A 15,683-nucleotide genomic window follows, 5' to 3' on the forward strand; every position below is an offset into this window, starting at 1 on the left:
CGACTGGGCCGAGTCCGAACGCTCCCGTAGCATGGAGCCGAACTGCAACCGACCGAAAGGCCGCCCGCCCGGGCACCCATGACCGACACGAACTCCGGAGACCTCCAGACGCGCCACACCGTGGTGGTCCCCAACAGCATCAACATGGTCAGCCTGCTCGGCCCGGGAGACGAGTTCCTCGGCATCCTCGAGGGCGCCTTCGCCGTCGAGCTCCACGTCCGGGGCAATCGGATCACGCTGCGCGGCGAGCCCGGCGAGGTCGCCCTGGCGGAACGGCTCCTCGACGAGCTGATCGCGATCATCCGCACGGGCCAGGGGATGACCGACGAGACCGTCGAGCGGGTCATCGACATGCTGCGCGCGGAGACGACCGAGAAGCCGGCAGACGTGCTCTCGCTCAACATCCTGAGCAACCGCGGGCGCTCCATCAGGCCCAAGACGCTCAACCAGAAGAAGTACGTCGACGCGATCGACAAGCACACGATCACCTTCGGCATCGGCCCCGCCGGCACCGGCAAGACCTACCTGGCGATGGCCAAGGCGGTCCAGGCGCTGCAGGCCAAGAACATCAACCGGATCATCCTCACCCGCCCGGCCGTCGAGGCCGGCGAGAGCCTCGGCTACCTCCCCGGCACCCTGAGCGAGAAGATCGACCCCTACCTGCGTCCGCTGTACGACGCCCTGCACGACATGATCGACCCCGACACGATCCCCAAGCTGATGGCGGCCGGCACGATCGAGGTCGCGCCCCTGGCCTACATGCGCGGCCGCTCGCTGAACGACTCGTTCATCATCCTCGACGAGGCGCAGAACACCACGCCCGAGCAGATGAAGATGTTCCTCACCCGGCTCGGCTTCGGCTCCAAGATCGTGGTCACCGGCGACGTCACCCAGGTCGACCTGCCCAACGGGGCGAAGTCGGGCCTGCGGATCATCGAGGGGATCCTCGACGAGGTCGAGGACATCGCCTTCAACCGACTCACCAGCAACGACGTCGTACGGCACCGGCTGGTCGGCAAGATCGTCGCCGCCTACGACGAGTTCGACGCCGAGAGCCAAGCCCGGATCGAGGGCCGCCAGGGGCCCACCCGCACGAGTGAGCAACGGAGCGCTGAACCCCGGTGACCATCGAGATCATCGACGAGTCGGGTCACCGCCTCGACGTCAAGCACCTCGCCACGCTCAGCCGCTTCGTGATGGACCAGATGCGGGTCCACCCCCAGGCGGAGCTGTGCATCAAGGCCGTCGACGAGGACACCATCGCCCAGCTCAACGAGCAGTGGATGGAGAAGGACGGGCCGACCGACGTGCTGGCCTTCCCGATGGACGAGCTCCGGCCCGGACTGGTCAACGAGGAGCCCGAGGAGGGCGTCCTCGGAGACCTCGTGCTCTGCCCGGCGATCGCCGCGACCCAAGGTGAGAGCGCCGGTCACGGCACGCTGGCGGAGATCGAGCTGCTCACCACGCACGGCATCCTCCACCTCCTCGGCTACGACCACGCCGAGCCGGAGGAGCACCGCGAGATGTTCGGCCTGCAGGACCGGTTGCTGGAGCAGTGGCGCGCACAGGGGCGGGAGGGTCGCGAGAAGTGACCTCGACCCAGCTCCTGCTCTTCCTGCTGGCTGCCCTGCTGGTCGTGGTCGCCGGTGTCTTCACCGCCGCCGACGCGGCGCTCGCGTCCTTCTCCCGTGCCCGGGCCACCGAGCTCGTCTCGGAGGAGCGCGCCGGTGCCAAGCGGCTGGTTGCCCTGCTCGACGACGCCCCGCGCCACCTCAACACGGCCCTGTTCCTCGAGCTCCTCGCCGAGATCTCGGCCATCGTCATCGTCACCCTGCAGATCTCCGCCATCGTCGACGGCCGCGGCTGGCCGTCGGCGCTGAGCACGATCGCGGTGATGCTCGTGGTCTCGTTCGTCGTCATCGGCGTCGCGCCCCGCACCCTCGGCCGCCAGCACGCCGAGACGTTCGCACTCCTGGTCGCGGGTCCCGTCACGGCGTTCACCCGCGTCCTCGGCCCGCTGCCCCGAGTGCTGATCCTGGCGGGCAACGCGATCACTCCCGGCAAGGGCTTCCGCGAGGGTCCGTTCTCCTCGGAGACCGAGCTGCGCGAGATGGTCGACATCGCCGAGCAGTCGGCGCTGATCGAGTCCGGCGAGCGCAAGATGATCCACTCCGTCTTCGAGCTGGGCGACACGACCGTGCGGGAGGTGATGGTCCCGCGCAACGACGTCGTCTACATCGAGCGCCACAAGAACCTGCGTCAGACGATGTCGTTGTTCCTGCGCAGCGGCTACTCCCGGGTGCCGGTCATCGGCGAGAACCTCGACGACATCTGCGGGATCGCCTACCTCAAGGACATCGTCCGCCGCGACTTCGAGGCGCCCGACGTCGAGCTCACCCAACGCGTCGACGAGGTGATGCGCCCGGTCTCGTGGGTGCCGGAGTCCAAGCCGGTCGACGCGCAGCTCTCGGAGATGCAGGCCAACCGGGCCCACATCGCCGTCGTCGTCGACGAGTACGGCGGCACCGCCGGACTGATCACGATCGAGGACCTGCTCGAGGAGATCGTGGGGGAGATCACCGACGAGTACGACGACGACGAGATCGAGGTCGAGCTCGTCGACGACGCCCCGATGACGACCTACCGGGTCTCCTCGCGCTACCCGATCGACGACCTCGAGGAGCTGTTCGGCTTCGACGTCGAGGAGGAGGACGTCGACTCCGTCGGCGGCCTGATGGCCAAGCACCTCGGACGGGTGCCGATCCCTGGGTCGCACGTCGAGGCGCACGGCCTGCGCTTCGACGCCGAGGACGCCGCGGGCCGGCGCAACAAGATCGGCACCGTCGTGATCCGCCTCCTCGAGTCGGACCAGCACGTGACCACGACCACGGGCGAGCTGGAGACGGTCGACGCCACCGACTGACGGGCTCACGGACGCCCCTAACCTGAGACCATGACTATCAGCACCGAGGACGCCAAGCTGGTCACCCTGGCCCGGGCCACTCGCGCTCGGGTCGGCGCCGCAGAGGGTGCTGCCGTGCGCGACCAGGACGGGCGCACCTACGCGGCGGCGACGGTGGACCTCCCCTCGCTCCAGCTCTCGGCCCTCCAGGTGTGCGTTGCCATGGCCGTGGCGTCGGGTGCCCGGAGCCTCGCAGCTGCTGTGGTGCTGGGGGAGAGCGGCGCTCTGGCTGACGCCGACCGGGCCGCACTGGGCGACCTGGCCGCCCCGGGCCTGCCGATCCACCTCGGGGATCCACGCGGCACCATCACGACCTCGTTCCCCGAATGAAACGTTGCGGGAGTAAGTTGCGGCAACGTGGTGTTGGAACCTCTCGTGGCAACTGATCCCTGGCAGCGACACGCGGACGCGGTGGCGCGTCTGGCGGCGTCGTACGACGCGATGCCCGGCGACGCCCCGGTGCGCCTGGCCAAGTCGACGACCAACCTCTTCCGCGTGCGCAGCGCCAGCAGCGCTCCCGGGCTCGACGTCTCCGGTCTGACCGGCGTCATCGACATCGACGCGGAGGCCCGCACCGCCGAGGTGCAGGGCATGTGCACCTACGAGGACCTCGTCGACGCCACGCTGCCGCACGGCCTGATCCCCCTGGTCGTCCCCCAGCTGCGCACCATCACCTTGGGCGGGGCGGTGACGGGCCTCGGTATCGAGTCGACCAGCTTCCGCAACGGGCTGCCCCACGAGTCGGTGCTCGAGATGGACGTCTTCACCGGTGCCGGCGAGGTCGTCACCACCCGACCCGGTGACGACCTCTTCGACGCCTTCCCCAACTCCTACGGCTCCCTGGGTTACGCCACCCGGCTGCGCATCTCCCTCGAGCAGGTGCCGGCCTACGTCGCGCTGCACCACGTGCGCTTCGACGACGCGGCGCTGATGGCCAAGACGATCGCGGAGATCACCGAGACCGGTGAGTACGACGGGCAGCCGGTCGACGGGCTCGACGGCGTCGCCTTCGCGCCCGGCGAGCTCTACCTGACGCTGGCCCGGTGGACCGACGACGCCACCTCGGTGCCCGGCGCCACGACCCCGAGCGACTATGCCGGCGCCAAGATCTTCTTCCGGTCCCTGCAGGAGCGCGAGCACGACCTCCTGACGGTCTACGACTACCTGTGGCGGTGGGACACCGACTGGTTCTGGTGCTCGGGGGCCTTCGGTGCCCAGAACCCGACCGTCCGGCGACTGTGGCCGCGCCGCCTGCGCCGCTCGGACGTCTACATGAGGCTGCTGGCCCTGGATCGTCGCTTCGACATCGCCGACCGCCTGGATCGCCGCGCCGGCAGGCCTCAGCGCGAGCGCGTCGTGCAGGACATCGAGGTCCCGGTCGAGCGGCTGCCCGAGTTCCTCGCGTGGTTCGACGCCGAGATCGGGATGCGCCCGGTCTGGGTCTGCCCGCTGGTCTCGACCGGTCCCGACGGCCAGGGCGGCGGCCGGGGTTGGACGACGTACCCCTTGGCGCCGGGTGAGACCTACGTCAACGTCGGCTTCTGGGGCACCGTCCACGTGGGTCCCGAGGCGCCCGAGGGGCCACGCAACCGTGCCATCGAGGCCAAGGTGCACGAGCTGGGTGGCCACAAGTCCCTCTACTCCGAGTCGTTCTACGACCGCGAGACCTTCGACCGGCTCTACCGCGGCGACGACCTCGCCACGGTCAAGCGCCGCTACGACCCTGACGACCGCCTGACCAACCTCTACGACAAGACCGTTCGGAAGAAGTGAGAGAGATCGTGCCCACCCCTGCGAAGACCCAGCTCAAGATCGGCGACGTCGTCGGTGACCTGATGCGCGGCGGCATGCCGGTGCGCTTCACCGCCTACGACGGGAGCTCCGCCGGCCCGGAGGACGCCGAGATCCACCTCGAGCTCATCAACCAGCGCGGACTCCAGTACCTCGTCACCGCACCGGGCGACCTGGGCCTGGCCCGCGCCTACGTCGCCGGCGACCTGGTCGTCCACGGTGCCCACCCGGGCAACCCGTACGAAGCCATGCAGAAGATCAAGGACCACACGAAGTTCCGGGCGCCGTCGGCCTCCGAGCTCATCACCATCCTGCGTGGCCTGGGCCTGTCCAACCTCAAGCCGCCCCCGCCGCCGCCCCAGGAGCACCTCCCGCGGTGGCGCCGGGTGATGGAGGGACTGCGGCACTCGATGGTCCGCGACGCCGAGGCGATCCACCACCACTACGACGTCTCCAACACGTTCTACGAGATGGTGCTCGGCCCGTCGATGGCCTACACGTGCGCGGTCTACCCGAGCGACACGGCGACGCTCGAGGAGGCGCAGCACGAGAAGTTCGACCTGGTCGCGCGCAAGCTCGACCTCAAGCCCGGCATGCGCCTGCTCGACGTGGGCTGCGGCTGGGGCGGCATGGTGCGCCACGCGGCCCAGGAGTACGGCGTGCAGGCGCTGGGCGTCACGCTGAGCCAGGAGCAGGCGTCGTACGCCAAGGAGATGCTCGACCGCGAGGGGTTGAGTGACCTGGCCGAGGTGCGACACCTGGACTACCGCGACGTGCTGGAGTCCGACTTCGACGCCGTCAGCTCGATCGGGCTCACCGAGCACATCGGCATCAAGAACTACCCGGCGTACTTCGACTTCCTGCACAACAAGCTGAAGCCGGGCGGGCGTCTGCTCAACCACTCGATCACCCGGCACCACAACCGCCCGACGCCGGCGGGTGCCTTCATCGACCGCTACGTCTTCCCCGACGGCGAGCTCACCGGCAGCGGGACGATCGTCACGGCGGCCGAGAACTCCGGCTTCGAGGTCATGCACAGCGAGAACCTCCGCGTGCACTACGCCCGCACCCTGGCCCACTGGAACGACAACCTCGTCGCCAACTGGGACGCAGCGGTCGAGGAGGTCGGCATCGGCACCGCCCGCGTGTGGGGCCTCTACATGGCCGCCTGTCGAGTCGGGTTCGAGCGCAACGAGGTCCAGCTGGTGCAGGTGCTCGGTGGCAAGGTCGACGCCGAGGGCAACGACGGGTTTCCGCTGCGCCCCACGTGGTGACGAGTCCCGCCTGAGGGATAGCCTCACGCTGATGAGCACCCGGGCCAGCACGTACGACGCGCAGGTGCTGCGCCGTGAGCCGCTGTCGGACCACCTGGTCCGCCTCGTGCTCGGCGGACCGGGACTGGCGGGTTGGACCTCGACCGGAGTCCCGGACGAATGGGTCGGACTCGTGGTGCCCGGCCAGTTCCAGAGCCGCTACTACACCGTCCGGTCGTGGGACCCAGCGTCCGAGGGCGCCGAGCTCACGCTCGACATCGTGCGCCACGACGTGGGGCTGGTCACCGAGTGGACCGGCACCGACTGCATCGGGCAGACCTGCACGGTGACCGAGCCGAAGGGATCGTTCGCGCTGCCCCCCGACGCGGCGTGGTTGATGCTCGTGGGAGACCTGACCGCGCTGCCGGCGATGGCGAGGATCCTGGAGGAGACCGACCTGCCGGCTCGGGTCTGGGCGGAGGTGCCCGACGTGCTCGACGGCTACCTCGGAGACGCACAGGAGGTCAGCTGGCTGCGTCAGCCCGGCGACGGGGTGAGCGCGCTGGGCACCGTCGTGCCCGACCTCACGTGGCCGGAGGGAGACGGCTACTTCTGGATGGCGGGGGAGTCCGCGCAGATGCGGGCCATCCGCAAGCACCTGATGCGCGAGAAGCGGCTGCCCAGCAGCGCCTACGACGTGATGGGGTACTGGCGCGGAGGTGCCGTGCGCCAGCCACGCGCCGTGGACCCGGGTCCGATCTATCGCGCCGGCAAGGCGGCGGGCAAGAGCGACGAAGAGATCTGGGCCGACTACGACGAGGCGAGGGACCGATGAGCGAGGCACCGATGGACCATCAGTCGAGGAGCGGGCACCGGAGCGGGTTCGCGTCCTTCGTCGGTCGGCCCAATGCCGGCAAGTCGACGCTGACCAACGCGCTGGTGGGTCAGAAGGTGGTGATCACCTCCTCCAAGCCGCAGACCACGCGCACGGTGGTGCGAGGGATCGTGCACCGGCCCGACGCCCAGCTGATCCTGGTGGACACTCCTGGGCTGCACCGTCCGCGGACGCTGCTCGGCGAGCGGCTCAACGACCTGGTGACGACGACGCTGGCCGAGGTCGACGTGGTCGCCGTCTGCTTTCCGGCCAACGAGAAGGTGGGTCCCGGGGACCGCTTCATCGTGAAGGAGGTCGGCAAGGTCAAGCGCACCATCAAGGTCGCGATCGCCACCAAGACCGACCTGGCCAGCCCCGAGCAGCTCGGTCAGCACCTGCTCGACATCGCGGCGCTCGGGGAGGAGACCGGCATCGAGTGGGCCGAGATCGTGCCTGTCTCGGCGCAGGGCGACGATCAGGTCGGTCTGCTCGCCGACCTGCTCGTGGGTCTGTTGCCCGAGGGGCCGCAGCTGTACCCGGACGGCGACCTGAGCGACGCCCCGGAGGAGATCCTGGTCGCCGAGCTCATCCGTGAGGCCGCCCTCGAGGGCGTGCGCGACGAGCTCCCGCACTCGATCGCGGTGGTGGTGCAGGAGATGAACCTGCGTGAGGACCGCCCCACGGACAAGCCACTGCTCGACGTCCACGTCAACCTCTACGTCGAGCGGGAGTCGCAGAAGGGGATCATGATCGGCCACAAGGGTGCGCGGCTGCGCGAGATCGGCACCGCCGCTCGCAAGCAGATCGAGGCGCTGCTCGGCACGCCGATCTACCTCGACCTGCAGGTGAAGATCGCCAAGGACTGGCAGCGCGACCCGAAGCAGCTGCGCAAGCTCGGCTTCTGAGCCGCCCGCCCGCACCCTGGGCGCCGTACGGCACGAGCCCGCCCGGCCTCAACGGAACTGAGAGGCCGGACGGGCTGGACTGCCCGAGGTCCGGGCGGTGCGGGCTGCTACGTCAGGCGCACCGTGCGCACCAGGCGCTCGCCGTCGCGCGTGGTGACGACCATCGTGGCCCGGTTGATGCGACCCTTCCGGACGTCCTTGGCCGCCTTCTTGGTGGCACGGACCTTGACGGTGTTGTCGCCGGGGCGCAGCGTGGTGCGGCCCTTGGCAACGACGGCGCCCTTGCGCAGGCCGGCTCCGCGCTTGAGCGTCTTGAGCTTGACGTCGGCCACCCGCTTCTCGGACGAGCCGATCATCACCTTCACCCGGGCCGGGCCCCTGGACGGGACCGTCGCGGTGGACGTGGCGGTGATGGGACGGACCGGGCCGACAGCCCGGGAGGCCTGGAAGGTCGCCGAGGACTGGTCGTTTGCCGTGGTGTTGTCCGCAGAGCTGGTCGAGACCGACGCCGTGTTGGTGATGTCGGAGACGGCGACCTCACCGCCGGTGGCGGTGCTCAGGCAGCGGAGTCCGACGCGAGCCGTCAGCGGCGCCGACGTCGGGTTGAAGAACTTGAACACTCGCGTCTTGGGCTGCGGGTCGTTGCCCAGCGAGACCAGGCCCGGGTCGAGGTCGTAGGAGGCCACGATCCCCTTCTCCAGGTCGCCACAGGTCAGCTGGATCTCGGCGGTCGCACCCGGCTGCACGGTGACGGTGCCGCTGATCTGGCGCAGGTCGAGGTCGTGCGTGTGACCCTGCGTGACACTCAGCGACTTGGACAGGCAGCTGATCGCGAAGGTGGCGTCGGCCGACTCGGGGACGTCCACGGTGAAGTGCCACCCGCTGCCGTCCGTCTGGCTGGTGCGCACGACTCCCTCGCCCGACACGAACTCGAAGCTCGGCGACGTGGCGAGACGACCACCGCTGCAGGACAGGTCGACGTCCCAGGTGCCCGCGGTCCAGCTCTGCGAGCTGACGATGGGCGCCGAGAGGACCACGTCGTGCGAGTGACCCTCACCCGAGGTCGTGCTCTGGCTCAGGCACACGACGTTGACCTTGCCCTGGGCCTGGCCGGTGGCCTCGTTGCGGATCGTGCCGGTCCAGCCACGCCCGTCGTCGGTGACCCGGTCGGCGAGCACGATCGCGTCGGCGAAGGTGCCGCTGCCCTGGTCGACGGCGTCCAGCCGCACGCTGCCGTCGGTGGCGACGTAGCCGCTGGGGCAGGTGGCCGTCGCGGAGGCGGTGCTCGCGCCGGCGGCGCTGAGGTGGGTCTCCACCTTGGTGACGTCCAGCTGGTGGCCGGACGACGAGGTGCCCGCGGCGATCGGGTCGACGGTGGCGCGAATCCTGACCGCCGTGTCCTCGCCCGCCCTCACGGTGCCGACGGGGCAGGTGACCTCGTTGCCGGACACCGTGCACGACGGGCTGTCGACGCCGGCGAAGGTGACGCCGGCGGGCAGCACGTCGCTGATGACGACGTCGTGGGCGTTGGCGGGCCCGAAGTTGCTGGCGGTGAGGGCGTAGACGACCTCGTCACCGGGGGAGGCCTGCGCACGGTTGACCGTCTTGTTGATCGACAGGCCGGCGTAGGCATTCACCGGGACCGAGGTGGTCGCCTGGTTGTTGGACAGGTCTCCGTCCGGCGTGTCGGCCGAGACCGTGGCCGTTGCCGTCAGCGGACCCACGGGGCTGTCGCCGACGCGGACGACGATCTCGCCGCTCACGCTCTCGCCGGGCTCCAGCTCGTCGGCCGGGAGGTCGCAGGTGACGGTGCGGTCGGTGTCGTCGTAGGTGCAGTTGCCCGGAGCGGAGACGAACGTCGTCCCGGCCGGGAGGGTGATCACGACGACCGGGTTCACCGGGGTACCGGGACCGTAGTTGGTGACCTGACCGCTGAGGGTGAGCAGGTCACCGGCGCCGACACTGGTCGGCGAGGAGCTGATCGTCACGCCGAGGTCGGCGCCGCTGACCACAGGCGTGGCCGTGGCCGCGGAGTCGTTGCCCGCGTCCGCGTCTGGCTCGGAGGTCTGCACCGTGGCGAGCGTGCTGATGGTCGCCGGGGCGCCGGTGGTGGCGACGACGGCGTCGATCAGGATCGTCGGCACATCGGCCTGCGGTCCCACGGTTCCGAGCTGGCAGACCACCGTTGCGCCGTCCAGGGCGCACCGCGGGTCCAGGCTGCTCTCGTCGACCGTGAGTCCGTCAGGGACGCTGAACCGTACGGTGCTGTCGGCGGCCGGGGACAGTCCCAGGTTGGTCACGTCGAGGCGCCAGGTGTAGGTGCCGCCGGCGTCCAGCGACGCGGGGTTGCCGACGATCGAGTTGGAGACGGCCAGGTCGACCGGCTGGACCGAGACGTCGACGGCGGAGGTGTTGTCATCCGTGCTCGGGTCGTCCTCGTGAGCAGTCACCGTCGCGGAGTTCGTCAGCACGGCGCCGGCAGTGCCGAGGGCCGCCTTGGCGGTGACCTTCACCGTGGTGCTGTCTCCGGAGGCCAAGGGACCGACCTCGCAGATCACGGTGGAAGCAGTCGTCCCGCTCGCGCAACCGGCGTCTCCGGACACGAAGGTCAGGCCCGACGGCAGGGTGTCCAGGATGGTCGATCCGGTCGACGCGGAGGGACCGTTGTTGGTCACTTTCAGGCGGAAGGTGAAGATGCCGCCGACCGGCACGGAGGCCGGGTAGGCGCTCTTGGCGATCTCGAGGTCGGTGCCCGCCACGGTGGGGGCGGAGTCGACCGACGAGTTGTTGGCGAGCAGCGCGTCCCCACCACCGGAGACCGTGGCCGTGTTGGCGACCTGGGCGGGGGCGTCGTTGTCGACAGCCACGACGAGGCTGATGCTGGGGTAGGCCGTGCCCGTGGCCAGCGAGTCGTTGCGCGTGCAGGTGAGCGTCCCGGTGGCGAAGGAGCAGTCCCACCCGGTGCCGGTCGCGCTGACGTAGGTCAGGCCCGCGGGCAGGGTGTCGGTCACCGTGACGGTGCCCTGGCTCTTGGCGTCGCCGACGTTGGACACGTCGAGCTCGAACGTCGCCTGACCGCCCTTGACGAGCGACCCGGTGTGCGACTTGACCAGCTCGAGGTCGGGGCCGACGACGTCGACGGTCGCGGTCGACTGCGCCGTCAGCGCGGTGCCCAGGGACGCCGAGGAGAAGCTCGCGGTCACGGTGTTGGTGATGGTGGTGCCATCGGGAACGACCGGCGACGGGCCGTTGACCTTCACATCGAACGTCAGCGCGTACGACTTGCCGACGGCGATGGTCCCGCCCGCGGAAGCGCTCGCACCCGTGCCGAGGCGAGCCACGACGCGGTTGTTCGCGGCGTCGTGCTCGGCGAGGTCGTCGCCGGGGGCGTCGCTTGGCGAGGAGGTCGACCCGGTCACCTGGGTGAGCTTGATGCTGCCGGGGACGTACGTCGTGTCCGCAGGGACGGGGTCGCGCAGGATGAAGCCGGCGGCGCCGTCCTGGCCGTTGTTGGTGCCGGCGATCGTGTAGCGCAGCACGTCGCCCTGCTCCACGTTGCCGCCGTTGAGGTCGGTGACCGTCTTGGTCTGGTCGATGCGCGGGGCGTAGAGGTCGGTGGCGAAGGTGATGACGCCAGGTGCGTAGACGTCGCCGGCGGTGCTCAGTCCGATGGTCGCGCTGGTGGCACCGTTGCTGATGTAGGTGTTGCCGACCGTCAGCATGGAGTGCTCGAAGCCGAGGTTGTTGGCGTAGCCGGGGTTGGCACCGGTGCGCAGGACACCGTTGCGGCTGCTGCGCGAGTCGAAGAAGTTGGTGGCGGGGTGCTGGGCATCGCTGAGCGCTTTGCCGTTGAGGCTGGCGCCGTCGCCGACCAGGCCGAGGTCACCCTCGTAGGTCACGAAGCCCACGGTGGTGCTGACGGTTCCGGCAGGCGGGGTCTGGAAGCCGGACACCGAGATCGTGCCCCCGCCCGAGGAGCTGATCGACTTCAGGCCGTCGAAGACGGTGAGGTTGCGAGCAGGCTGGGTGGTGTCGCGGTAGGCGACCACGATGGTCCAGCCCCCGAGGCGGTCGGAGCCGGTGGCGGTCTGGATGTTGGCCACGGTGTAGAGGCCGTTGCCGGCCGCCGCGACGCGCGAGGTGATGTCGGCGTAGCCCTGGTAGATGATCGCGCCGTCGTCGACGGTGGTGGCGGTGATCGTGGAGTACGACGTGTCGCCGGGGGCCTTGAGACGCACGGTGTTGCGGGCGGCGGCGTTGGGGGCGGCGGATCCGCCGTTGCCGGCGGCGACCTCGCCACCCCAGTACAGGCCGGCGAAGAGCACGCTGGCACCGCTGGGGATGCTCACCGTCGCCTGGCTGGAGTTGAACGTCGACGAGTCGCTGTCGACGTCGATGTAGACCATGTTGTACGAGTTGTTGATCACCGAGCTGTCCGCGACGGCGGAGACGGGCGCGTTGCGCGCCGCCGTACATCCGCTGGCGGACGTCTGGCACGTCATGACCGTGTTGCCGAAGATGTCGATGTCGCCGGTGTCGTTGGCTGTGAAGCGCGGCGCGAAGTTGCGGTCCGCGGCCTGGGCCGACGGAGACGGCAGCACCGCCAGCGCGGTCAGCGCGACCAACAGTGCGAGTGCGGCGCGGGTCAAGGTGGTTCTCATGTGTGCCCCCCCAGGCATAGCGAGAGCGCCGGCTTCGTGGCTGGCGCCACCAGCGAGTATGGGGCCGGGGGTGTCTGACCTGGGCCGATGAGGACGAGCTGTGGTGGAACTGTGGATGTTTCCTTACGGAAACGTTGCGGCAACCTCAGGCGCGACGAACCGCGGGTGTCAGTCAGGCGCCCAGCAGCGGATGAAGGTCTGCCCGGCCGCCCACTGCTCGGCGTCAGGACCCTCGAAGCCCCACTCGTAGTCGAGGGAGTCGTCGGCGATGGCGGCCGCGGCGTCCTTGCAGGGCTGTCCCGCACGGGAGACGGCGGCCCTGCCCGGGTAGCGGCCGTCCGGCAGGGGGCGGACCGAGAACGCCCTCCAGGAGTGCGGGTCGGCGCACAGGACGCGTTCGAAGGACCGCTCGTCGGGACCCGCGGTGCCGCACATCCCGTAGCGCTGACGTCCCTGGTCGGTGTCGAGCACTCCCGTCAAGGAGCCCTGGACACGGGACAGCGTGTCCGCTCCGGCCAGGACGATCGCGTCGCAGCGGTACCAGGAAGCCCCCGCATCGGACTCCTCGACGGTGGGGGTGAACCACACCGCGCGCAGCATGCTGAGACGTTGCTGCTCGATCGAGCCGCCCACGGCGGCGCCGAGCTCGGCGGGGCAGGTCTCGGCCACCTGTCGCTGCACCCGGTCGGAGTCGATGGCCAGCAGGTGGCCGTCGACGAGGTTGTCGACCGTGCCCACGGCGTACGTCTCGGCGGTGTGGGCCTTGCGACACGGGACCGAACCGACGGTGGCGGTGGGGGAGAGCGCCTCGTCGAAGCTGAGCCGGTGGCACGTGCCCGTTTCCGGACGGGGCCGGGCGGCGGCCGTGGGCGGGGGGTCGGGTGGCGCCGTGGTGCTGCTCGGGCTCGCCGGTGGCGTCTGCGACTCGGGCGACGGGTCGGCGGAGCACGAGGCGAGCAGCACGGTCAGCAGCGTGACCAGCACCGGCGCCAGCAGCGGGACGGGGGCCGGCCTCGGCCTCCGGTCAGTCACGGGTCTTGGCCCAGCAGATCGATCGGCGATTCCCGGCGTCCCACTCGGGCTCGTGGAACCACGTGTAGCCGTAGTCGAAGTCGACGGGGTAGTTGAGCCAGGCGCCCACGGAGTCGGAGCAGAAGTCACGGGTCGTCGTCTCGACCTGGGCGTCTCCGGGGTAGGCCTCCGCGGGCTCACCCAGCTTGATGGTGGTCACCGCACGCCAGTCGTGAGCCTTGGTGCACGGGATGGTGGCACTTCCGCTCACCGAAGGTCCCTTGACGCACGCCATCCAGGCGTCCTCCGGCCGGCCTTCCAGCAGCCCACGAGCCGTGTCCGGAAGCGTCAGCAGGGTCGCGCTCTGCTCGCCGCCCCCGACGGCGTCGCAGCGGTACCAGCGGGCGCCGCTGTCCCAGGCCTTCTGCGAGGGCCGGAACCACACCCACGTCAGGATCGACCGCATGGTCACGCTGACGTCTCCTCCGAGGAACTTCTCCAGCTCGGTGGTGCAGGCCTCGAAGGCGAAGGCGCCGACCTCCGGGGCGTCGTACGCCGCGTCCGCCAGCGAGTCGGGCAGCTCGCCGACGGCGTACGTCTCGGCCGTGTGCTCCTGGCTGCACGGCACGGTCGCCGTGGCGTCGAAGGCCCGGGCGATGTCCGGCAGGGTGAGCTGTCGGCAGACCCCCTGCTCAGGGGCATCGACGGCGTCCACCTGCGCCGGGTCCGATCCGGGAGCCGACGGCTCCCCGCAGCCAACCAGACCAGCGCACAGCAGGACGGTCGTCGCGGTCAGTCGCGCGATCCTTCCCCCTCGTGTCACAGGGAGCGATGCTACCGGCGAGGGTGTGAAGCGACTTCAGGGCAACGGCTTCAGGACAACGGCTTCAGGTCAACAGTGCCGCGAGGGTCCCACCGAGCTCGTAGGCCGCTGCTTCATCAGCCTGAGTGACGTCGCCGAGCACCGCGAGCGTCTCGGCAGCCTGCCGCCAGGGCAGAGCGCCGGTGATCGAGAGGACCGAGCGCACGGCGCCCGTGGTGTCGTAGCGTCCGTGGACGTAGAGACCGAACGGCTTCTTCCCGTCCGGCGCGCCACCTGCTGCCGATCCGTCGTCGGACAGGGAGCCCCCGATGTCGAGGAACAGTGAGTCGAAGAAGTGCTTGAGCGCGCCGCTCATGTAGCCGAAGTTGGCCGGAGTGCCGAGAAGGATGCCGTCCGCGGCCAGGACGTCGTCCGCGGTGGCCTGGAGAGCTGGAAGGACTGCGACGTCGACGCCCTGGATCTCGTCATCGTTGGCGCCGGCGAGGACCGCGTCCGTGAGCGTCATGACCGAGGCGGTGGGGGAGTGGTGGACCAGGACCAGGCGAGGCATGGGGACAGTCTGCCCGGAGCGGATCCCCTCCCGGGTGAGCCGCGTGACCGCTTTGTGACCTACGCCTCCAATCCGGCTGGCTGGGAGCGTCGAACTACTGGCGTTCACAGACTCGAGAGATGGGAAGAACCCATGAAGTTCCGTAACCCCCGCACCAAGACCGCCGCCGGCCTCGCCGGCCTCATGCTCGTCGCCTTTCCGCTGGCGGCCTGCGGCAGCGACGACGACAGCCCGGAGCGCGTCAACGCGGTCGCGTCCATCGACAACCTCACCGGTGACATGACTCAGATCACCGTCGACGACGACTTCTTCCCGACGCTGGACAGCCTCGGCGTGACGCCGGGAGTGATTCCGGACGCCACGCTGGACGGCAACGTCCTGTCGTTCCCGATCACCGGTGGCCACGTGTCGGTCTTCGAGCCCGGCTCGGTGCCGAACTACGTGACCGGCACGATCTTCCACGAGAACTCCGGCCTCACGCTGACGGCCGGCGACATCGAGGTCGAGCTCCGCAACTTCAACGTCGACCCCGAGATCTCGCTGGTCTACGGCGACGTGGTTGCCAACGGTCAGGTCGCCGCGACCAGCGCGCCCCTGTTCCGTCTGAACGGCTCGACCCTGCAGCCGCTGAAGACCGAGGGTGACACCGCCATCCTCGAGGGCACGAAGGTCTTCATCTCCGACGTGGCCGCCGGTCTGCTCAACGACACCTTCGGCACCGACGCGATCACCGACCAGGTGCTCGTCGGCGTCGCGAAGATCACCGTCAACACCAAGTAGGACCCTGCGTCCCGCTGCTCGTCCACGCAGTGAGGCGGCAGTGACCCGAGGCCCGCGACACTCCCGTGTCTCG

At 69.7% G+C, this 15,683-nt stretch carries 13 protein-coding genes; 9 read left to right on the plus strand and 4 right to left on the minus strand.

All coding sequences use genetic code 11. The features are described 5' to 3' along the window. The first annotated feature begins 78 nt into the window (after positions 1-78). From Q1K33_RS03800 to era, 8 genes are read left to right on the plus strand one after another with little or no spacing between them, the layout of a single operon-like run. Positions 79-1,125 carry a PhoH family protein gene (locus tag Q1K33_RS03800; protein WP_300400778.1) on the plus strand — a complete coding sequence of 349 codons (1,047 nt, stop codon included), beginning with the start codon at positions 79-81 and terminating at the stop codon, positions 1,123-1,125. Further along, positions 1,122-1,592: an rRNA maturation RNase YbeY gene (gene ybeY / locus Q1K33_RS03805; protein WP_300400781.1), complete on the plus strand. Its 471-nt coding sequence runs from the start codon at positions 1,122-1,124 to the stop codon at positions 1,590-1,592. The genes Q1K33_RS03800 and ybeY overlap by 4 nt, the downstream gene beginning before the upstream one ends. After that, positions 1,589-2,923 carry a hemolysin family protein gene (locus Q1K33_RS03810; RefSeq protein ID WP_300400783.1) on the plus strand — a complete coding sequence of 445 codons (1,335 nt, stop codon included), beginning with the start codon at positions 1,589-1,591 and terminating at the stop codon, positions 2,921-2,923. The genes ybeY and Q1K33_RS03810 overlap by 4 nt, the downstream gene beginning before the upstream one ends. A 30-nt stretch (positions 2,924-2,953) precedes the next feature. Beyond that, positions 2,954-3,292, plus strand: coding sequence for a cytidine deaminase (locus Q1K33_RS03815; RefSeq protein WP_300400785.1), 339 nt, complete (start codon positions 2,954-2,956; stop codon positions 3,290-3,292). Between the two features lie 45 nt (positions 3,293-3,337). Continuing rightward, positions 3,338-4,735, plus strand: coding sequence for an FAD-binding oxidoreductase (locus Q1K33_RS03820; RefSeq protein WP_363319626.1), 1,398 nt, complete (start codon positions 3,338-3,340; stop codon positions 4,733-4,735). Positions 4,736-4,743: 8 nt separating this feature from the next. After that, a complete protein-coding gene (locus Q1K33_RS03825; RefSeq protein WP_363319627.1) occupies positions 4,744-6,027 on the plus strand; it encodes a cyclopropane-fatty-acyl-phospholipid synthase family protein in 1,284 nt (427 codons plus the stop codon). A 31-nt stretch (positions 6,028-6,058) separates the two neighbouring features. Then, positions 6,059-6,841, plus strand: a complete 783-nt coding sequence (locus Q1K33_RS03830) for a siderophore-interacting protein (protein WP_300400787.1) — start codon at positions 6,059-6,061, stop codon at positions 6,839-6,841. Beyond that, entirely contained in the window at positions 6,838-7,785 is a 948-nt protein-coding gene (gene era, locus Q1K33_RS03835; protein ID WP_300400789.1) for a GTPase Era, read from the plus strand. Before Q1K33_RS03830 ends, era begins: the two co-directional genes overlap by 4 nt. 107 nt (positions 7,786-7,892) lie before the next feature. Here era and Q1K33_RS03840 read toward each other — a convergent pair whose 3' ends face one another. The 4 genes from Q1K33_RS03840 to Q1K33_RS03855 all read right to left on the minus strand — a co-directional run bounded on the left by Q1K33_RS03840 (position 7,893) and on the right by Q1K33_RS03855 (position 14,830). After that, entirely contained in the window at positions 7,893-12,446 is a 4,554-nt protein-coding gene (locus tag Q1K33_RS03840; protein ID WP_300400791.1) for a hypothetical protein, read from the minus strand. A 168-nt stretch (positions 12,447-12,614) separates the two neighbouring features. Further along, positions 12,615-13,478 carry a septum formation family protein gene (locus tag Q1K33_RS03845; protein WP_300400793.1) on the minus strand — a complete coding sequence of 288 codons (864 nt, stop codon included), beginning with the start codon at positions 13,476-13,478 and terminating at the stop codon, positions 12,615-12,617. Further along, positions 13,471-14,172 (minus strand): septum formation family protein, encoded by a 702-nt coding sequence (locus tag Q1K33_RS03850; RefSeq protein WP_300400795.1) that lies wholly within the window; start codon positions 14,170-14,172, stop codon positions 13,471-13,473. Before Q1K33_RS03850 ends, Q1K33_RS03845 begins: the two co-directional genes overlap by 8 nt. 172 nt (positions 14,173-14,344) lie before the next feature. Beyond that, positions 14,345-14,830: an NAD(P)H-dependent oxidoreductase gene (locus Q1K33_RS03855; RefSeq protein WP_300400797.1), complete on the minus strand. Its 486-nt coding sequence runs from the start codon at positions 14,828-14,830 to the stop codon at positions 14,345-14,347. A gap of 132 nt (positions 14,831-14,962) precedes the next feature. Between Q1K33_RS03855 and Q1K33_RS03860 the strand changes: the two genes are divergently transcribed. Beyond that, complete coding sequence (locus Q1K33_RS03860; RefSeq protein ID WP_300400799.1) at positions 14,963-15,610, plus strand: hypothetical protein; 648 nt, start codon at positions 14,963-14,965, stop codon at positions 15,608-15,610. Positions 15,611-15,683 lie beyond the last annotated feature (73 nt).

Source organism: Nocardioides sp., assembly GCF_029937575.1.
Taxonomy (GTDB): Bacteria; Actinomycetota; Actinomycetes; order Propionibacteriales; family Nocardioidaceae; genus Nocardioides.